The sequence below is a fragment of the Mesorhizobium sp. M0119 genome, from assembly GCF_040322615.1.
Lineage (GTDB): Bacteria > Pseudomonadota > Alphaproteobacteria > Rhizobiales > Rhizobiaceae > Mesorhizobium.
In genome coordinates this window covers 1-18,497 of sequence record NZ_JAMYTU010000071.1, presented here as the reverse complement: position 1 = coordinate 18,497, position 18,497 = coordinate 1, and the positions used below count along the sequence as shown (strand labels likewise).

Here is an 18,497-nt window from a genome sequence, read left to right as displayed (position 1 = left end):
CCGATGCTGGCCTCCACTCCAGCCAGCATCTTGAATCACAAAACAGATAAATCTGGAATCCCCTTTGATTCCGTCAAAGGGGGAACCGCTCTAGTAAATTGTGAATGGTGAATGGCGGCAGCGAATAGATTTCTAGGCTCAGGACGCCGTCCTTATCACCATTCACACCCCTGACACATGACTCGGACAGGACGCGGTCTCTTCCTCTGGAGATCGCAATGCCTGTTTCCATCAAACCGTCATTCTCCGGATTCTTTGCGGGCTCGAATCCGGCCCCTCCGCTGCATCTAGGCACGCGCTACGACACTGCGGGAAATTTTCTCTTCGAGCCCGGCAACACTGTGGTCTGCCATCTCGCCGGCGGTGCCGCCTCGGAAGCGGCGGTCATCGACGTTCGCGAGCAGATGCGCGCAATGACCGACGCCGACCGGCTTACTTTCACTTCGGTTTCTAGCCTGCACATGACGCTCTTCCAGGGCATCATCGAACATCGCCGCCGCCTTCCCTACTGGCCGCAGGATGTGCCGCTCGACACCAGCATCGACGCCATGACCCGCCTCTATCTGGAACGCCTGAACGGCTTCAAAGGCTGCGGTGCTTTCAACGTCAGGGTCGTTGAAATCGTACCGACTGGCCTGACCGTCGCCGGCGCTTCCGCCGAGGACCGGCGCGTTATGCGTTCCTGGCGCGATGCCCTGTCGGTGCCGTTCGGATACCGGCATCCCGACCACGACAACTATGTGTTCCACATCACCTTCGCCTACCCGATTCGGCGCCTGGACGACGACCGGGCATCCGCATGGCAGGATCTGTTCGATGACTGCCTGTCGCTCCTTGCGCATCAGGCACCGGTGATCGAGCTGCGACCACCGGCTTTCTGCAGCTTCAGCGACATGAAGCATTTCGAGGAGCTTGTTGTGCTGGGTTGATCGCGTTGCGAGGCTGTGGGCGGTAACAAAACTGACATCAATCCGACACCGCAGGTTCATGCGACTGCGCTAGCGAGAGTTAACAGACCTTCAATTGCGACTGGACTGGAGCCTGCGCCATGTCAGCTACGCTCGAAATCCGCGGCGTCACCCGACGGTTCGGCAAGAACACCGCCGTCAGCAATGTTCACATCTCCATTCCGCAAGGCCAGATGGTCGGCATCATCGGCCGCTCCGGCGCCGGCAAATCGACGCTTCTGCGCATGATCAACCGCCTCATCGATCCGAGCCAGGGATCCATCCTGTTCGACGGCATCGAGGTCTCCGGGTTGCGCGGCTCGCCGCTCCGGCGTTGGCAGCGTGACTGCGCCATGATCTTCCAGCAGTTCAATCTGGTGCCGCGCCTCGACGTGCTGACCAATGTGCTGCTGGGCCGGCTCAACCACCGCTCGACACTGTCCAACCTGTTCGGCATGTTTTCCCGCGGCGAATGCGCCGAGGCCGTTGCAGCTCTCGAGCGCCTCGACATCGCCCGCACCGCGCTGCAGCCTGCTGGCACGCTTTCCGGCGGCCAGCAGCAGCGCGTTGCGATTGCGCGCGCCATGATGCAGCAGCCAAAGGTGCTGCTCGCCGACGAGCCGATTGCCTCGCTCGATCCGCTCAACGCCAAGGTGGTGATGGATTCGCTGCAGGACATCAATTTGCGCGAAGGCATCACCGTCATCACAAATCTCCATACGCTTGATACGGCCCGCAACTATTGCAACCGCATCGTCGGCATGGCCGCCGGCAAGGTGGTCTTCGACGGCCCGCCCGAAGACCTCAACCGCGAGGCCGTGCGCATGGTCTACGGCGCCGACAGCAATGGCGCCGAAATCTCCGAGGCCATCACCTCGACCAGTGTCGCCGTCAAACAGAAGATCGCTGCATCCGCCGGACCGCTCGAGCCAGCGTTTCCTGGTTACTGAGAACGGCCTGATCGCTCGCCCGCGTCAAAGGCACTCGTGAAAAATTCGAACGCTACCGGCGCGAGGCCGGGACCAACAGGAGAGAGATAATGTTCAGGAAGATGGTTTTCGGCGCGGTTTCATTGCTCGCCATCGCAGCAAGTGCTGCTCACGCCCAGGATATCAAGGAATTCCGCGTCGGCATTCTCGGCGGCGAGAACGAAGCGGACCGGCTGCGCAACTTTCAGTGCCTCGCCGATCATCTGAAGACCGAATTCGGTTTCGAAAAGGTCTCGCTGTTCCCGGCTGCCGACTATGATGGCGTCATCCAGGGCCTGCTCGGCGGCACGCTCGATTTCGCAGAGCTTGGCGCGTCAGGCTATGCCAGCGTCTATCTCAAGGATCCGAACGCCGTCACCCCGATCCTCACCACCCAGCAGACCGACGGCGCGACCGGTTATTATTCGATTGGCCTGGCGCTGAAGTCGTCCGGCATTACCGACATCAAATCGGCAAAGGGCAAGAAGCTCGGCTATGCCGACCCGGATTCGACCTCCGGCTATCTGATCCCGCTGACCCAGATCCCGAAGGACACCGGCGCGTCGAACGAGACCTTCTTCGCCTCGACCCAGTTCAATGGCGGCCACGAGAACAACCTTCTCGCCGTCCGCGATGGCAAGGTCGACGTAGCGGTTGACGACTCCTCGGGCATCGGCGACTTCAAGAACGGCTATACTTCCGGCACCTTCCACAAGGAAGTCGCCAAGGGCGCCGTCGACCCCAACGACTTCGTCGAAGTCTGGCGTTCTGGCCTGATCCCGAACGGCCCGCTGGTCGTGCGCACCGCGCTCGGCGGCGATATGACCGCCAAGCTCGCCAACTTCTTCACCAGCCTGCCGGCCAAGGACAAGCCCTGCTTCGAGGCCATCGAAGGCGGCGATTTCACCGGCTACGTTCCGGTGAAGCCGGACTTCTACAGCGTCATCGTCGAAGCCCGCAAAGCCGCGATCGGCGGCTGACGACAATTGCGGAAAGGGCGGCGTCCATTAGAGCGACGTGCGTCCACTTGGACGCACAAAGTACGCTCTAACACTTAGATGCCGCATCGTGCTTTCCGAAAGTCGAACTTCGACTTTCGGGCCGATGCGGTCGCCGCCCTTTTTGCGTGTCCCCTCGTGACCCCGTATGACCTTCGCCGCTACAATTCGTTCAGACGCGGTCCGGCAGGCAGCAGACGCCTGGCGACGCCAGACGTCCTTGCGCAGGTTCTACACGGCGCTCGGCATCGGCTTGCTGCTTGTCGCCATGTGCACAGCCATGTGGTTCGCCGACGAGGCCAATGCCGGACATTTCTTCGAGCGGCTGCCGCACATACTGGATTTCCTTAGTTGGCTTGTTCCCAAGGACTGGAACGACGTCTGGCGGGCGCTGTTCGACATCGCATCGCCGCACGACAAGGGCAGCCAAGAGTTCAACTTCCCGCTTGGCCGCGTCTATCTCTGGGGCGGCTTTTATCTGCCCGAATATTTCGAGCTGATGCTCACCACGCTTAACGTGGCGCTGGTTTCCACTTTCATCGGCTTCGTCCTTGCGGTGCCCTTCTCCTTCATCGCGGCGCGCAACTTGACACCCAGTCCGGTGCTCAGGCTCGTCGTCAAGCGCTTCATGGAACTGCTTCGCGCGTTCCCGGAGATCGTCATTGCCGGCCTGTTCGCAGCCATCCTCTCGACCGGCCCGGTCGCGGCCATCATCGCCATCGGCCTGCATTCGATCGGTGCCCTCGGCAAGCTCTTCTACGAGATCAACGAAAACATCGACATGCGCGCCGAAGAAGGCCTGCGCGCGGTCGGCGCCAACTGGTTCGAGCGCGTGCGCTTTGCCGGCCTGCCGCAGGTGCTGCCCAATTTCATGTCCTACACGCTGCTCAGGATCGAGATCAATGTGCGCATCTCGACCATTATCGGCGCGGTCGGCGGTGGCGGCATCGGCGAGGAACTGAAGCTCTCCATCTCGCGCGGTTTCGGCGCCAAGACGCTGGCATTGGTGCTGCTGCTGTTCACGACGATCTTCCTCGTCGACCAGTTTTCCGCCTGGCTACGCCGCAAGCTCGTCGGCGAGCAGGCATTCATGATGGGCGCCTGAGCATGGCCGCGTTGACGACGGATGAGATGCAGGCGATCGAGGAGGGCTTTCCCCAAGTGTTCCGGCGGCCCCTGTACAAACGCTTCGGCCCGCTGGTCCTGTTCACCGGCATCCTGCTCTACCTCCTCTACGCCTTGTGGTTCTTCAGCCTGCCGCAAGTGCTGAGGGAATCGCACTGGGAGCGCCTGCCGCTCTTCCTGACGCAATGGATCAGCTACGATCTGCAGCCGGAATTCCGTCTCGACCAGCCTCAGATCACGCCCAAATACCCGCGGTTTTCCGCACTTGGCGAAGACCCTCATCCCGATTGGGTCATCACCAATGCCAACGGTTCCTACACCGTCCTGATCGACGGCCGGGCCAAATCGGTCACCTTCGACAAGGCCGAGGCGACGCTTGTCGCCAATGGCCAGGCGGTGCCGGTGTCGTTGACCAGCGGCAAACCGGTAATATCCGGCCCGGTGCCGGAGTGGATCACCGCGCACGACGATGAGATCGTCGCCAGGATGGGCTTTGCCGGCGAGGTCCGTATAACCGTCGATCGCGTCAAGGTCCGCAAGCGCTTCCTCGGCTGGGCGAATTTCGTCTTCGACACACGCTCGCCCTTCTTCGGCAAGTCGCCCGGCGAGGTGGTCTCGTTGCTGATGTCCGGACCCGAACTCAAGCCGGGCACATCAAACATTGCGCTGGCCGCCGACAATATCTGGAACAACGCCCAATGGCAGCATGGCGACGTCTGGACGAAGCTGTTCCAGACCATCGTCATGGCGTTTCTCGGCACCTTGCTCGGCGGCATCGTTGCCTTCCCGCTCGCCTTCTTCGCCGCCCGCAACATCACCCCGAGCGGCCTGCTTAGCCAGGTGCTAAAGCGGTTCTTCGATTTCATGCGTTCGGTCGACATGCTGATCTGGGCGCTGTTCTTCACCCGCGCCTTCGGCCCGGGCCCGCTTGCCGGCAGCGCCGCGATTTTCTTCACCGAGATCGGCACGCTCGGCAAAGTCTATTCGGAAGGCCTCGAGAACATCGACGACAAGCCACGCGAGGGCATCCAGTCGACCGGCGCCAACGGCTTGCTGGTGCAGCGCTATGGCGTGCTGCCGGAAGTGATCCCGGTCTTCATCAGCCAGACACTCTATCAGTGGGAATCCAACACCAGGGGCGCGACGATCATCGGCGCCGTCGGTGCCGGTGGCATCGGCCTGAAGCTCTGGGAGGCGATGCGCACCAACTCCAACTGGGCCAATGTATTCTACATGGTGCTCTTGGTCCTGCTCGTCGTTTTCATCTTCGACAACATTTCCAATTTCCTGCGCCGCCGCTTGAGCAGGACGATCGACGACTACAACCGGATCCAGGCCGGCCAGGGCTAACGGGGGCGTTGCGCAGGCGTGCGGTTAGGGCGCCTTCCTCCATCCATTCCTGATATGCTTGTAGCCGTCGCGGTAGACGGCTTCCGGGCCTTCGGAAAAATCGCGCCACACCTTGGTCGCCGCGGCCAAATCCTTCAGCGAGCGGCCGAACGCCTCGATTGTCAGCCAATCGTCATAGCCGCTCTTGCGAATGGCGGAGAAAGTCTCCTTCCAGGGGATGTGGCCGCGGCCCGGCACGCCGCGATCGTTCTCCGAAATATGGATATGGACGACGTTCTTGCGGTTGCGCGTATAGGCGCCGATCGGGTCGGCCTCTTCGATGTTGGCATGGAAGGTGTCGTACATCGCCTTGATGTGCGGCCGGTCGATCGCGTCGATATGTTCCGACAAATCGTCCATCGTGTTGAGCAGATAGCATTCGAAGCGGTTGAGCGCCTCCAGCCCGATGGTGACACCCTTGTTGCCGGCATGGTCACCGATGGCGCGCTGCGAAGCGATCGAACGTTTTTTCTCGGCCGCCGTCGGCCCGCTGCCGGAGAAGGCCCCGAGTGTCGAATGCAGCGGGCCGCTCAACGTGTTCGCGCCAAGCGCCTGAGCGCAGTCGATCGCCGACTTCATGTAGTCGATGCCGGCCTTGCGCGTCGAGGCATACGGCGAGATCAGGTTCATCGCCGGATCGCCCATCGCCGAGACGGCGGTGCGTTGCAGCCCGATACGGTCGAGCAGCTCGCCGAGTTTCCTGTAGTCGTCCGGCGTGCCGGAGAAGACCGGTATTTCGACGCCGTCGAAGCCGGTCGCCTTGATGTCCCTGAGTAGCGGCTCGTGTTTTTTCGAGACACTGGTCGTCCACAACAACATGCACATGCCGATTTTCATCGACGCCCCTCCCCTTTGACGGCCGGGCTTGCTCCTCCGCCGACTTCGCCACAAGCCCCTCATCCGGCCGCTCCGCGGCCACCTTCTCCCGCTGGGGAGAAGGTGGCAAACGCAACGCTGGCGATCTCCTCTCCCCTCGGGGAGAGGTCGGATTGCCCCGAATTGCCCTTGCAATTCGGCTGGCAATCCGGGTGAGGGGGGCTTCCCGTTAACCGGACGCAGCGATTAAAGTTTCGTCCACGCCCCATTCTTCTTCGACGATTTCACGCAGGCCTCGATGAAGGCCATGCCTTCGACGCCGTCCTGCACGGTCGGGAAGACGACATCCTTAGCCGGCTTGCCGCCCTTCCGGCGCGCCGCACGAATAGCCCGCGCGGCTTCCTGATAGATGTTGGCGAAACCTTCGAGATAGCCTTCCGGATGCCCTGGCGGAACGCGGCTGACGCGACCGGCGACGGGAAGTGCGCCGGCGCCATTTCGGGTAATCAACTGCTTCGGCTGGCCGAACGGCGTGTACCAGAGATAATTCGGGTCGGCCTGCACCCATTCGAGCCCGCCCTTCGAGCCGTAGATGCGCAATTTCAGCCCGTTCTCGTGGCCGGGCGCCACCTGGCTTGCCCAGATCATGCCCTTGGCCGGGTGAGGCCCGCCGACCGGCTTGAAGCGCAGCAGCACATTGATGTTGTCATCGAGCAGCCGCCCCGGCACGAAGGCGTCGAGATCGGCCGACAACGAATCGAGCTCCAGCCCGGAGACGAAACGGGCGAGGTTGTAGGCATGCGTGCCGATGTCGCCCAGCGCACCGCCCGCACCCGCCTGCTTGGGATCTGAGCGCCACGCAGCCTGCTTCTGGCCGGTGGCGGCCAGGTCTTCAGTCAGCCAGTCCTGCGGATATTCCGACTGCACGATGCGGATGTCGCCGAGCTGCCCCTTGGCCACCATCTCGCGTGCCTGCCGTATCATCGGATAGGCGGTGTAGTTATGCGTCAGCACGAACACCTTGCCGGTCTTTTCGACCAGAGCCGCCAGCTTCTTTGCCTCGGCCAGCGTCGTCGCCAGCGGCTTGTCGCAGATGACGTGGATGCCGGCCTCGAGAAAAGCCTTGGCGGCCGGCACGTGCACATTGTTCGGCGTGACGATGGCGACCACCTCGATGCCGTCCGGCCGCTTGGCCTCTGCCTTCGCCATCTCGGCATAGGAGCCGTAGCTGCGTGCCGGATCGAGGCCAAGCTCGGTCGCCGAGGCCTTGGCGCGCTCCGGATTCGACGACAAGGCGCCGGCAACCAGCACGAACTCGTTATCCATGCGCGCCGCGATGCGGTGCACCGCGCCGATAAAGGCGCCTTGTCCGCCGCCAACCATGCCGTAGCGGATCGGACCGCCTCCCGTTTCCGTCTTCGATGCGCCAACCACGATTTTCTCCCTCGTTATCTGAGATACCCCTCCCCCTTGAGGGGAGGGTCGACGCGTAGCGTCGGGGTGGGGTCGCCGGGCATGAAGCTCGGCATGGACCGCCCCACCCTCCCCTCGAGGGGGAGGGATATCTGTGCTAGATCCCCATCATGCCGCGCAGCACCTTTTTATCGGTCGTGCCGCCGGCGAAATCGTCGAATGCTTTTTCCGTCACCCTGATGATGTGGTGCTGGATGAAGGGGGCGCCTTCGGCCGCACCATCCTCCGGGTGCTTCAGGCAGCATTCCCATTCCAGCACCGCCCATGAATCGTAATTGTATTGGGTGAGCTTGGAGAAGATGCCGCCGAAATCCACCTGCCCGTCGCCAAGCGAGCGGAAACGCCCGGCACGGTTGGTCCAGCTCTGGTAGCCGGAATAGACGCCTTGCCGCCCGGTCGGATTGAACTCGGCATCCTTGACGTGGAACGCCTTGATCCGCTCGTGGTAGATGTCGATGAATTCGAGATAATCGAGCTGCTGCAGCAGGAAGTGCGACGGGTCGTAGTTGATGTTGCAACGCTTGTGGCCGCCGACCGCATCGAGGAACATCTCGAACGTCGCGCCGTCGAACACGTCCTCGCCCGGATGGATTTCGTAGCCGACATCGACGCCGTTCTCGTCATAGACGTCGAGGATCGGCTTCCAGCGTTTGCCGAGTTCGGCAAACGCTTCCTCGATCAATCCCGCCGGCCGCTGCGGCCAGGGGTAGAGGTATGGGAAAGCCAGCGCGCCGCAAAACGACACCGACGCCTTGAGCCCGAGATTCTTCGACGCCTTGGCGGCGAACTTCATCTGTTCGACCGCCCATTGCTGCCTGGCCTTTGGATTGTTGTGCACCGCAGCCGGCGCGAAGCCGTCGAACTGTGCATCATAGGCCGGATGCACCGCCACCAGCTGCCCCTGCAGATGCGTCGACAATTCGGTGATCTCGACGCCGGCATCGGCGCAGACGCCCTTCACCTCGTCGCAATAGGCCCTGGAGGAGGCTGCCTTCTCGAGATCGAACAGTCGGGCGTCCCATGTCGGGATCTGCACGCCCTTGTAGCCCAGACCAGCCGCCCATTTGGTGATCGAGGCCAGCGAATTGAACGGCGCGGCGTCGCCCGCAAACTGCGCCAGGAACAGACCAGGCCCCTTCATCGTCGTCGGCATCGGCATCTCCCTATGTTTCACGACCAAGCATAGCGCCGATTGAAAACAGGGCCAGCTTCTTTGGTCTCTTTGCACAGCGCGCTCGGCGCCGCTATTCTGGTATTACCAAATGCCGAAATCTGGTCAAGCCGTTTGACGCGCTGCCGCAGCCCTGCAACCATGCCGAGTTAAGCCACATGTTTAAGTATAATCAATAGCATAGTCATGAGCCAACGCTTGATGGCAGCACTTCTTGCCGTCCAGATGAAATTACTGTAGACCTCCCATTAAGCCCAATTGGTCGAACCAGTTTGCTAAAAAATGCTGGGACGCCTTGGGGAGGAATCATGCGGCAGGCTTCGGCAGAGTGCGCCGCAGGCGACTGGTACAGGCGATTCTGGGAAGGATAGACCATGCATCTTTCGACACACAATTGGATGCGGGCGGAGCCGCTGGAAACGACGCTCAAGCGCATCAAGAAATTCGGCTATGAGTCGATCGAGATTTCAGGCGAACCCGAACAATACAAGCCCAAGGAGACGCGCGCGTTGTTGAAGGAGCACGGCATTCGCTGCTGGGGAGCGGTGACGCTGATGCTGGGCGAGCGCAATCTCGCCGCCAAGAACCAGGGCCAGCGCGAGCGCTCCGTGCAATACGTCAAGGACGTGCTGACCATGGTCAGCGAGCTCGACGGCGAGATCATCACGCTGGTTCCCGCCACCGTCGGCAAGGTGGTGCCGGACGGCACCGAGGAAGAGGAATGGAAATGGGTGGTCGACGCCACCCGGGAATGCTTCACCCACGCCAAGAAGGTCGGCGTCAAGATCGCGGTCGAGCCGCTCAACCGCTTCGAGACTTATCTGTTCAACCGCGGCGCCCAGGCACTGGCCCTGGCCGATGCGGTCAGCCCCGAATGCGGCGTCTGCCTCGACGCCTACCACATCCACATGGAAGAATTTAACGTCTATGACGCCATCCGGCAGGTCGGCAAGCGCCTGTACGACTTCCATGTCGCCGACAACAACCGCTTCGCCGCCGGCCTCGGGCAGATCGACTGGCCGAAGATCGTCGGCACGCTGAAGGAGATCGGCTATGACGGCGCGCTGACCAATGAATTCGTCGCCCCCGTCGACCGCACGCCGGCTGCCCCCTATCCCGACATGGTCGAACGCAACCCCGTCGACATCTCGCCGGAGCAGCTGAAATTCATTCAGGACCACGGCTCCAGCGTGCTCACGGAAAAATTCTACACCGACCAGATGCGCATCAATGCGGAAACGCTGCTGCCGCTGATCAAGTAGCCGAGCCGTTTGGAAAAAGCCCTTCCGCCTCACCGCGGCCGGGCCGAGGATGAACATGCGCATCAAGACGGTCCAAGCCTGGTGGGTTCGCATACCGATCGAAGTCGCGAAGCAGCATCGCAGCGACTTCGGTCAGGTGGCGACATTCGACGCCGCCATCCTGCGCATCGAAACCGACGACGGTCTGGTCGGCTGGGGCGAAGGCAAGAATGCCGCCGGCAGCGCCGGCAGCTACGGCGCTCTCGTCCATTTGCTAAACTACGAGGTCGGCCCGCAGCTGGTCGGCCGCGACCCGGCCGACATCGGCGTCATATGGGAGATGCTCTATAATGGCACGCGCCACGACAGCGCCGCTCGCGCCGGCCATGCCATGCCGCAATTGGCACGACGGGGCATGAGCATCGCCGCCATCAGCGCCGTCGACATCGCATTGTGGGACATTCTTGGCAAATCGCTCGGCGTTCCGGTCTGGCGGCTGCTCGGCGGCCGCAAGCTGGACCGCATGCCGGCCTATGCTTCCGGCGGCTGGGCCACTGCGGAAGCCATCGGCGACCAGCTGCAGTCCTACATCGCCAAGGGCGGCTTCAAGGCGCTGAAGATGCGCGTCGGCGCCATGGACGGCGCCCCACATATCTCGGCCGCTCGCGTCCGCGCCGCCAGACAGGCGCTCGGTCCCGATATCGACCTGATGGTCGACGCGCACGGCACCTACACGGTGGCCGAAGCCAAGCGCTTCATCCATCTCGCCGGCGACCTCGATCTCGCCTGGTTCGAGGAGCCGGTGATCGCCGACGACAAGCCCGGCATGGCCGAGGTGCGCGCCTGCGGCTCGATCCCGATCGCCACCGGCGAAAGCGAGGCGACGCGCTATGCCTTCCGCGACCTCGCCATACTCAAATCCGCCGATATCTTCCAGCCGGATCCGGCCTTTTGCGGTGGAATCAGCGAGGCGATGAAAATCGGCACCATCGCCAGCGCCTTCAATCTGCGCTTTGCGCCGCATCTTTGGGCGGGTGCGCCCTGCTTCTTTGCCGGGCTGCATGTCTGCGCTGCTTCGCCGGCGAGCTTCACCGTCGAATATTCGCTCGGCGCCAACCCGATGATCCACGATCTGATCGAAGAGACTGTCGAAGCAAAGGACGGTATGGTAGCGATCCCTGATAGACCCGGGCTGGGATTCACCATTTCGGAGCGGTTCCTGGAGGCGCACGCGCAACACGGCTGACATGAAAGAAAAGAACCTTCTCGCGGAACTCGCCGCCTATCTGTTCTCCCATTCGGACAAGGAGACGGGCCGCACGCCGTCGGAGCGCGAACTGGCAGAGCATTTCAGCGTCAGCCGCGGCCAGATCCGCGAGGCGCTGGCCATTCTCGAGGCCATGCGCATCGTCGAGCGACGGGCGAAATCCGGCATCTACATCGATACGAAGCAGGCGAGCGTCGAGGCGATGGCGCTGTTCGCCCGCGCCGGCCTGCCGCTCGATCCCGTCCAGATCTACGAGACGGTCGAGTTGCGCAAGATCCACGAGATCAAGGCCGCCGAACTTGCCTGTTCACGCGCCACCGAGGAGAATTTCGAGCGGCTGCGCGAGATCCTGAAGGCCTCCGAGGATCGCATCGCCGCCGGTGAAGGCCTTGCCCGGGAAGACCGCGAGTTCCACCTCGAGATCGTGCGGGCGACCAAGAACAGCGTCTTCCACAATATCTGCAGCGTCTACTACATGATGGGTGAGCTGCGCCTGCCGATCTATTTCAACGATCCCGAACGCAGCGTGCGCTCCCATGCCGAGCATATCCAGATCTACGAGGCGCTGCTGCGCCGCGACGGCAATCTCGCCCAGGCGCTGATGAGCGCCCACCTGCAAGGCGCGGAAAGCTACTGGAAGGGGCTGATCGAGGGGCGTGGGGCGGAACCCGAAAGCCCAGCGCTCGAAAAGGCCTGAAATGCCCAAGATCCTGTCGACACACAGACTGCACCCCCGTGCCTCTTCCATGCTGACAGGGGCCGGCGAACTCGTCGTTGCTTCCGCCCTCGACGCGCACACGCTGGCCGCCGAGGCAAGGGACGCCGATGTCATCATCGTTCGCGCTCCCTTGCCTGCGGCGCTTTTCGAAGGCGCGTCGAAGCTCAGGGCCGCGATCCGCCACGGCGCCGGGCTGGACATGGTACCGATGGAAGCGGCCAATGCGGCCGGCGTGTTGGTGGCGAACGTGCCGGGGGTGAACGCGCGATCCGTCGCCGAATATGTGATGTTCGCGGCGCTGGCACTGCTTAGGCGCTTTCGTGTGTTGGACCGCGACTTGCGCGCGAAGGGTTGGCTGGCCGGCCGCGAACACACCGTCGTGGCCAGTGAGCTAGCGGGCAAGACGATCGGCATTGTCGGCCTCGGCGCGATCGGCCAGGCGGTTGGCCATATCGCGGCCCATGGGTTCGATCTGAATGTGGTGGCGACGACGCGCAGCATGCGGCCGGCGCCGGACAAGGTCGGCTTCCTGTCGATCGATGCGCTGATCGAGCAGAGCGACATCATCGTTCTGTGCTGCCCGCTGACGCCCGAAACACGGGGGCTCATCAGCCGCGAGCGCATTGACCGGATGAAGCCGGATGCGCTGCTGATCAATGTTTCGCGCGGGCCGGTGATCGATGACGACGCGCTGATCGAGGCCTTGCAGAAGGGCCGCATCGGCGGCGCTGCGCTCGATGTTTTTGCAACACAACCGCTGCCGCCCAACCATCCTTATTTCGGCTTCGACAATGTCATCGTCACCCCGCACATGGCCGGGATCACCGAACAGTCGATGATGCGCATGGGCGTCGGCGCGGCTGGCGAAGCCTTGCTGGTGCTGGACAACAGATTGCCGGTCAATCTGCGCAATCCCGAAGTGGTCGAGCACTACCGGCGGCGGTTCCCTGCCGATTTCTGAGAGCGCCCTAATTTTCCCGAATTCGCCGGCGACGGTACCGGCATGGCACACGTCACAAAATTCCTGCTGACCGCCGGCTTCTGCGTGGCGACGGCGCAAGCCTTCGCCAACGGACAGGGCAGCTACGTGTTCTGCGACAACGGCTTGCGCTGCGTGGCGGCACCCTGTCCATCGAACAGCGCACTCGACCTCGCTACTGGTAAGCTTATCAAAGGTGTTTCGATCGACATCGATCGCCTACCGCAGCAAGACAAGGCGCTCGATCTTTCGGACAAGCTCTATGCCGGCAAGGTCGTTGTTGTCGGCTCGATCGAGAACCGCACCCGGACCTTCGACGGCAAGCGGTACACCCTGCCTTGGCTGGTTGCCACCAGCATCGAACGCGCCGCCAAGGACAGCGAACGCGGCCACTGCTCGTCGCGCTGACCCGCGCTATAGGATCAATTTGCAAGCAGCGCCTCCACGCCCGCTGCGATGCGCAGCAGGTGGTGGTCATGGCCATTGCGCGCCACCAGCATCAGCCCGGCCGGACGCGTCATTCCCGGCATCGGCAGCGAGATGGCTGATAGATCGAACTGGTTGGCGACCTGCGTGTTGCGCAGCAGAAGGCCCTCGATCCTGTTGCAGAGGGCCTCGTCGTCGGTCATCGAGACGATCGTCGGCGCCGTTACCGGCGTGGTCGGCAGGGCCAGCACGTCGACAGACGACAGTCGGTCATCCATTGCGGCGGCCAGCGCCGTGCGGCGGCGCATTGCCCTGATATAGACCGTGGCCGGAATGGCGGCGGCGCGCGACAATGGTCCGCTTACCCGCGGGTCGACCGGCGTCGCCGCTCCCGTCGCCAGCCAGTCGGCATGGATCTCCGCCCCTTCCATCGCCGCGATCGAGGCGCGTTTGGTTGCCGCGCGCAAATCGGCAAGCAGGTCGTCGATCGACAGCTCCACAAGCCGTGCGCCGCTAAGCTCCATCTTGCGAAGACACCGGTCGAACGTCGTCGCGACCTCTTCCTGCGTCTCATCGAACAGCACGCCGCGCGGAATACCGATGCGCAGGCCGTCCAGCGGCAGCGGCAACAGTGCCGCCAGGTTTTCGCCCGACATCACTGCATCGGCCGCCGCACATTCGGCGACGGTGCGGGCCAGCGGACCGATCGAGTCCAGCGTGGCCGACAGCGGAAACGCACCCGCGAGCGGCACGCGCCGCGCCGTCGGCTTGAAACCGACGACGCCATTCAACGATGCCGGAATGCGTACCGAACCGCCGGTATCGGAACCGATGGAGATTTCGCTGGTACCCTCGCCCACCGAAACCGCGGCGCCTGAGGACGAGCCGCCCGGAATACGGCTGGCATCGCTTGCATTGCCGGGCGTAACGTAATGTGGATTGACGCCGATCGCGGTAAAGGCGAACTCGGTCATGTTGGTCTTGCCGAGGATGACTGCACCGGCTTGGCGCAGCCGTTGCACGACAATGGCATCCCGCAGCGCCGGCGCAGCCGTGGCGAGCAGCAGCGAGCCCGCCGTAGTCGGTTCGCCGGCGACATCGAACAGATCCTTGATCGAGACGATCGCCCCATCGAGCGGCCCGAGCGTCACGCCGGCTTTTCGCCGCGCATCGGCGGCGTCCGCCGCCGCCCGTGCCGCTTCAGGGTAGAGCTTTACGAAAACGCTTTCGTTGCCCGCGCGAGCGTCAAGACGCGAAAGAATTGCTTCGAGGCTATCACGAGCTGATTGCATTTTCGGTGTCGGACTCCGCACGCTTGCAACGTCTTAAGGTAGCAGCCTGAAACTGGCCGCAGGAGACATAGCCCGGCACGGTCGGATTTGCACCTGTCGAACCGAAGGAGGAAGGCCCGATGGCTCTACCAAGGCAGCTGCCACTGCGGCAAGGTCGCGTTCGAGGTCGAAGGCGAGCTGACCGGAGTCGCACGGTGCAATTGCTCGATCTGCTCGCGCAAGGGTGCACTGCTATGGGCAGTGCCGCATGAGAGCATGCGGGTACTTGCCTGGGGCGATGATCTCGGCCGCTACAGCTTCGGCAACCATGTCATCGCCCACCGCTTCTGCCGCAGCTGCGGCATTCACCCCTTCGCCGAGGATGTCGGCGAAGGGAGCGGGCGAAGTGCCTATATCAATATTCATTGCATCGAGGCGTTGGACGTCGCCGCCGTGCCGGTCTTCGACTTCGACGGCCGTTCAGTTTAGGCCTTGGGATCGTCGATCGGCTTCGGGCCAAGGAAGAACGCCGCCAGGGCGGCAAGCAACGTCGCCGCCGCGCAATAGGCGAAGGCGCTGGCAACGCCGGCATTGTCGACCAGCAGGCCGCCGAAGACGGCGCCCAACGCGATGGCGACCTGAAATGTCATAACCATCAGCCCGCCGGCGCTTTCCGCCTGATCGGGGGCGGCACGCACCAGCCAGGTCTGCAGCCCGACTGGGACGGCGCCGAAGGCAAAGCCCCAGCTGGCCACTGCTATTGCAGCCACTACGGGTGAGGCTCCGACCACCAGCAGCAACACCGCCGAAAACGCGATCAGCAGAGGCGCCAGGCTGACGGCTGCCTTGAGGCTGCGTTCGGCGATAAAGCCGCCGGCGAAATTGCCGAAAAAGCCACCAATGCCATAGGCGAGCAGCACAAGCGAGATCGTCTCGATGTCCAGCGTGGGCACCTTCTCGAGAAACGGGCGGACATAGGTGAAGCCGGCAAAGTGTCCCGAGGCGACCAGCAGCACCACCAGCAGTGCCACCCTGATCATCGGCCGCTTCATCACCTCCAGCAGCGTGCGAAAACCTGCCGTACCTGCCGGCGGCAGCTTCGGAATGGTAGCCACCTGCACCAGCAGCGCCAGCGCGCCGACCACGGCGGCGATCATGAACGCCGTCCGCCATCCCCAGATGTCGCCGACATACGCGCCGACCGGAGCCGCACAGACCGTCGCCACCGAGACGCCGGTGAGGATGATCGACATGGCACGCGGCATCAGCCGCATCGGAACGAGCCGCATCGCCATGGCTGCCGACATCGACCAGAAGCCGCCAAGACTGATCCCGAGCATGATGCGGGCGATCAGAAGAACGGGAAGCGACGATGCAAACGCGGCCACCAGGTTTGACAGCACAAGCAGCACCGTCAGCGCCCACATGACCAGCCTGCGGTCCAGCCGCTTGGTGACAATAGCCATGGTCGGCGCCGCGATCGCGCCAATGACGGCGGTGGCCGTTACCGCCTGCCCGGCGGCGCCTTCGGTGATGCCGAGATCCTGCGCAAGCGGCGTCAGCAGGCTGGCGGGCAGGAATTCCGCGGTCACCAGGCCGAAGACTCCGAGCGCCAGGGAGACCACCGCCCCCCATGCCGGTTCGGACCGTTCGCCGGTTTCCGATGGGTCGAGAACGGCGTCCATGACGCCTGTCGCGGGTTCGGTCATGAGGGATCTCCGGTCTGTTGCAGCGCAGCATCTAGCTGCAATGCAACATAGGGAGTGACTAGCTGGAGTTTCCATGCTAGAAACACCATTATGTTTGACAGTTCGTCCAAAATTCCCCTCACCGGCGATCCGCTGACGGACATATTGCGCGGATTGCGTCTCGAAGGTGTCGATTACGGCCGTTGCGAGATGAAGGAACCTTGGGGCATCCATTTTCCGGTTCAGGCGGCGGCACGGTTTCATTTCATCGGCCGCAAAGGCTGCTGGTTGCTGCAGCCGTCCGGCGAATGGGTGGAACTCAAGGCGGGCGACGCTGCCTTGTTGCCACGCGGTTCAGCCCACACGCTGGCGAGTGAGCCGGGTATCGAGGCGGCGCCGATCCACGGCTATGAGGTCGAGGAAATCTGCAAGGATGTCTATTGCATGTCGAATGACGGCGTGCCCGGCTGCCGTCCGGGCACCTTGCTGTTTTTCGGCAGCATGTATTTCAATCTCGATGGCTTGCACCCCTTGCTCGGCATGATGCCGGACGTGATGCGCGCACATGAGTTGGAGGTCTATGAGCCAGGTATCCCGCATTTGCTGGAGGCGATGGCCCGCGAGGTGACGATGGAACGCGTCGGCTCCGGCGGCATCCTGGCGCGGCTGGCCGATGTGCTTGCCGCAACCGTCATCCGCTCATGGGTCGAGCGCGGCTGCGGCGACTCTTCCGGATGGATCGCGGCGGTCAGGGACCGCGAGATCGGCCGGGTGCTGGCCGCAATCCATCTCGAACCGAACCGCGACTGGACGGTGGAGGCTCTGGCGAAGATGATGGGTGCCTCGCGATCAGGTTTCGCCGAGCGCTTCGCGACCATTGTCGGCGAAACACCGGCAAAGTACGTCACGCAGGTGCGGATGCACCAGGCGAGGCAATGGCTGGTCCGTGACCGGCTCAAGATTTCCGTCGTCGCGGCGCGCCTCGGCTACGAATCCGACGCCTCCTTCAGCCGCGCCTTCAAGCGGGTCATCGGATCGCCGCCCAGCCATTTTCGGGCCGAGGAACAGGCGGAGATCCGCCAGGCCGGCTAAACATTGGCCGGGTTATTGCTCGGTGATGCAGGCCGAGCCGGCGCTACTCTTGCAATATTTGCCGGAAGCCCCGCACCTGCCATCCGAGACTTCGACGACGGTACCGCTCAACAACAGCTTGCAGTCACTGGTGGACAGATTGACCGCGCCGTTGAGGTCCTTGATCTTCTTGGCGTCGACCTGCGCGCCGGCGACAACTTTCTTGGCTGCCTGCGCCTCGCCCAGATCCGCCGCCGACAATCCCATACCGGCGACAAGCAGGATCGTCGCAAAACTGCGTAACAGATTTCCCATAGCCAACCCTCCGTATTGGGTCTCCAAATTGGGCGTGCAAATCCCTTTTTGGGACCGAAGGATCAGCCTATTCGACAAATCGGAGCATCCGCATCCCCCGTACGGGGGATGCGGTTGGCCCAGGGCATTTAGCTGGCGTGACGCAGGCTTATTCCGCTGCCCTTGTCGAACAGCACCACCTTGTCCGGGTTCCAGGCAAAGCGCACCGGCTGCTCTATCTGGACGTCGGTCCTGGCCGGCACGGTGGCGCGCAGCATGGCGTCGCCGACCCGCAGCGTCAGGATCTTCTCGACGCCATGGTTCTCGACGTCATGGACCCGCGCCTCGACCGGCGCGCCGGTCTCGAGATAGACGTCCTCGGGACGAATACCGAAGACGAGCGGGCGACCGTCGGTAGCCGCGCCCGTCTTGGCGGGCCGGGTCGGGCGAGCGGGGCGCGGGGTCGGCGCTGCGGGAGCTCGCGGGGGGGGGGGGGGGCGGGGGGCGGGGGGCGCGGGGGCCGGCGGCGGGGGGGGGGGGGGGGGGGGGGGGGGGGGGGGGGGGGGGGGGGGGGGGGGGGCGGGGGGCGGGGGGGGGGGGGGGGGGGGGGGGGCGGGGGGGGGGGGGGGGGGGGGCGGGGGGGGGGGGGGGGGGG

At 63.4% G+C, this 18,497-nt stretch carries 18 protein-coding genes and 1 pseudogene; 12 read left to right on the top strand and 7 right to left on the bottom strand.

Annotated elements, in window-relative coordinates:
- Window positions 1–218 precede the first annotated feature (218 nt).
- The 5 genes from NKJ40_RS30790 to phnE (NKJ40_RS30770) all read left to right on the top strand — a co-directional run bounded on the left by NKJ40_RS30790 (window position 219) and on the right by phnE (NKJ40_RS30770) (window position 5,388).
- Complete coding sequence (locus NKJ40_RS30790) at window positions 219–929, top strand: DUF1868 domain-containing protein (protein ID WP_352469259.1); 711 nt, start codon at window positions 219–221, stop codon at window positions 927–929.
- Between the two features lie 119 nt (window positions 930–1,048).
- Entirely contained in the window at window positions 1,049–1,897 is an 849-nt protein-coding gene (gene phnC, locus NKJ40_RS30785) for a phosphonate ABC transporter ATP-binding protein (protein ID WP_352469258.1), read from the top strand.
- A gap of 89 nt (window positions 1,898–1,986) precedes the next feature.
- The gene (phnD, locus tag NKJ40_RS30780; RefSeq protein WP_352469257.1) at window positions 1,987–2,895 is read left to right on the top strand and encodes a phosphonate ABC transporter substrate-binding protein; all 909 of its coding nucleotides are present in this window, start codon (window positions 1,987–1,989) and stop codon (window positions 2,893–2,895) included.
- Between the two features lie 166 nt (window positions 2,896–3,061).
- Window positions 3,062–4,018: a phosphonate ABC transporter, permease protein PhnE gene (gene phnE, locus NKJ40_RS30775; protein WP_292664869.1), complete on the top strand. Its 957-nt coding sequence runs from the start codon at window positions 3,062–3,064 to the stop codon at window positions 4,016–4,018.
- 2 nt (window positions 4,019–4,020) lie between these two features.
- Entirely contained in the window at window positions 4,021–5,388 is a 1,368-nt protein-coding gene (phnE, locus tag NKJ40_RS30770; RefSeq protein WP_352469256.1) for a phosphonate ABC transporter, permease protein PhnE, read from the top strand.
- A 24-nt stretch (window positions 5,389–5,412) separates the two neighbouring features.
- Here phnE (NKJ40_RS30770) and NKJ40_RS30765 read toward each other — a convergent pair whose 3' ends face one another.
- The 3 genes from NKJ40_RS30765 to NKJ40_RS30755 all read right to left on the bottom strand — a co-directional run bounded on the left by NKJ40_RS30765 (window position 5,413) and on the right by NKJ40_RS30755 (window position 8,869).
- Complete coding sequence (locus tag NKJ40_RS30765; RefSeq protein WP_352469255.1) at window positions 5,413–6,264, bottom strand: sugar phosphate isomerase/epimerase family protein; 852 nt, start codon at window positions 6,262–6,264, stop codon at window positions 5,413–5,415.
- A 225-nt stretch (window positions 6,265–6,489) separates the two neighbouring features.
- On the bottom strand, window positions 6,490–7,677 hold the full coding sequence (locus NKJ40_RS30760; protein WP_352469254.1) for a Gfo/Idh/MocA family protein: 1,188 nt from the start codon (window positions 7,675–7,677) through the stop codon (window positions 6,490–6,492).
- A 136-nt stretch (window positions 7,678–7,813) separates the two neighbouring features.
- Window positions 7,814–8,869, bottom strand: coding sequence for a sugar phosphate isomerase/epimerase family protein (locus NKJ40_RS30755; protein ID WP_352469253.1), 1,056 nt, complete (start codon window positions 8,867–8,869; stop codon window positions 7,814–7,816).
- Between the two features lie 392 nt (window positions 8,870–9,261).
- On the opposite strand from NKJ40_RS30755, the gene NKJ40_RS30750 reads away from it, so the two are divergent.
- Genes NKJ40_RS30750 through NKJ40_RS30730 form a run of 5 tightly spaced genes read left to right on the top strand, consistent with a single transcriptional unit; the run spans window position 9,262 to window position 13,500 of the window.
- The gene (locus NKJ40_RS30750; protein ID WP_352469252.1) at window positions 9,262–10,149 is read left to right on the top strand and encodes a sugar phosphate isomerase/epimerase family protein; all 888 of its coding nucleotides are present in this window, start codon (window positions 9,262–9,264) and stop codon (window positions 10,147–10,149) included.
- Between the two features lie 55 nt (window positions 10,150–10,204).
- The gene (locus NKJ40_RS30745; protein WP_352469251.1) at window positions 10,205–11,374 is read left to right on the top strand and encodes a mandelate racemase/muconate lactonizing enzyme family protein; all 1,170 of its coding nucleotides are present in this window, start codon (window positions 10,205–10,207) and stop codon (window positions 11,372–11,374) included.
- A 1-nt stretch (window position 11,375) separates the two neighbouring features.
- Complete coding sequence (locus NKJ40_RS30740) at window positions 11,376–12,092, top strand: FadR/GntR family transcriptional regulator (protein ID WP_292661187.1); 717 nt, start codon at window positions 11,376–11,378, stop codon at window positions 12,090–12,092.
- 1 nt (window position 12,093) lies between these two features.
- Window positions 12,094–13,074, top strand: coding sequence for a hydroxyacid dehydrogenase (locus tag NKJ40_RS30735; protein ID WP_352469250.1), 981 nt, complete (start codon window positions 12,094–12,096; stop codon window positions 13,072–13,074).
- A gap of 42 nt (window positions 13,075–13,116) precedes the next feature.
- The gene (locus tag NKJ40_RS30730) at window positions 13,117–13,500 is read left to right on the top strand and encodes a hypothetical protein (RefSeq protein ID WP_352469249.1); all 384 of its coding nucleotides are present in this window, start codon (window positions 13,117–13,119) and stop codon (window positions 13,498–13,500) included.
- Window positions 13,501–13,514: 14 nt separating this feature from the next.
- On the opposite strand, the gene NKJ40_RS30725 is transcribed toward NKJ40_RS30730, so the two are convergent.
- Window positions 13,515–14,810 carry an amidase gene (locus tag NKJ40_RS30725; protein WP_352469248.1) on the bottom strand — a complete coding sequence of 432 codons (1,296 nt, stop codon included), beginning with the start codon at window positions 14,808–14,810 and terminating at the stop codon, window positions 13,515–13,517.
- Between the two features lie 87 nt (window positions 14,811–14,897).
- Between NKJ40_RS30725 and NKJ40_RS30720 the strand changes: the two genes are divergently transcribed.
- The gene (locus NKJ40_RS30720; protein WP_352469247.1) at window positions 14,898–15,278 is read left to right on the top strand and encodes a GFA family protein; all 381 of its coding nucleotides are present in this window, start codon (window positions 14,898–14,900) and stop codon (window positions 15,276–15,278) included.
- Here NKJ40_RS30720 and NKJ40_RS30715 read toward each other — a convergent pair.
- Window positions 15,275–16,498, bottom strand: coding sequence for an MFS transporter (locus tag NKJ40_RS30715; RefSeq protein WP_352469246.1), 1,224 nt, complete (start codon window positions 16,496–16,498; stop codon window positions 15,275–15,277). The genes NKJ40_RS30720 and NKJ40_RS30715 overlap by 4 nt on opposite strands.
- A 90-nt stretch (window positions 16,499–16,588) precedes the next feature.
- On the opposite strand from NKJ40_RS30715, the gene NKJ40_RS30710 reads away from it, so the two are divergent.
- The gene (locus NKJ40_RS30710; RefSeq protein ID WP_352469245.1) at window positions 16,589–17,569 is read left to right on the top strand and encodes an AraC family transcriptional regulator; all 981 of its coding nucleotides are present in this window, start codon (window positions 16,589–16,591) and stop codon (window positions 17,567–17,569) included.
- Between the two features lie 12 nt (window positions 17,570–17,581).
- Here NKJ40_RS30710 and NKJ40_RS30705 read toward each other — a convergent pair whose 3' ends face one another.
- Entirely contained in the window at window positions 17,582–17,863 is a 282-nt protein-coding gene (locus NKJ40_RS30705) for a hypothetical protein (RefSeq protein ID WP_352469244.1), read from the bottom strand.
- 128 nt (window positions 17,864–17,991) lie between these two features.
- Window positions 17,992–18,267, bottom strand: a pseudogene (locus NKJ40_RS30700) (TOBE domain-containing protein); the annotation flags it as partial.
- Window positions 18,268–18,497 lie beyond the last annotated feature (230 nt).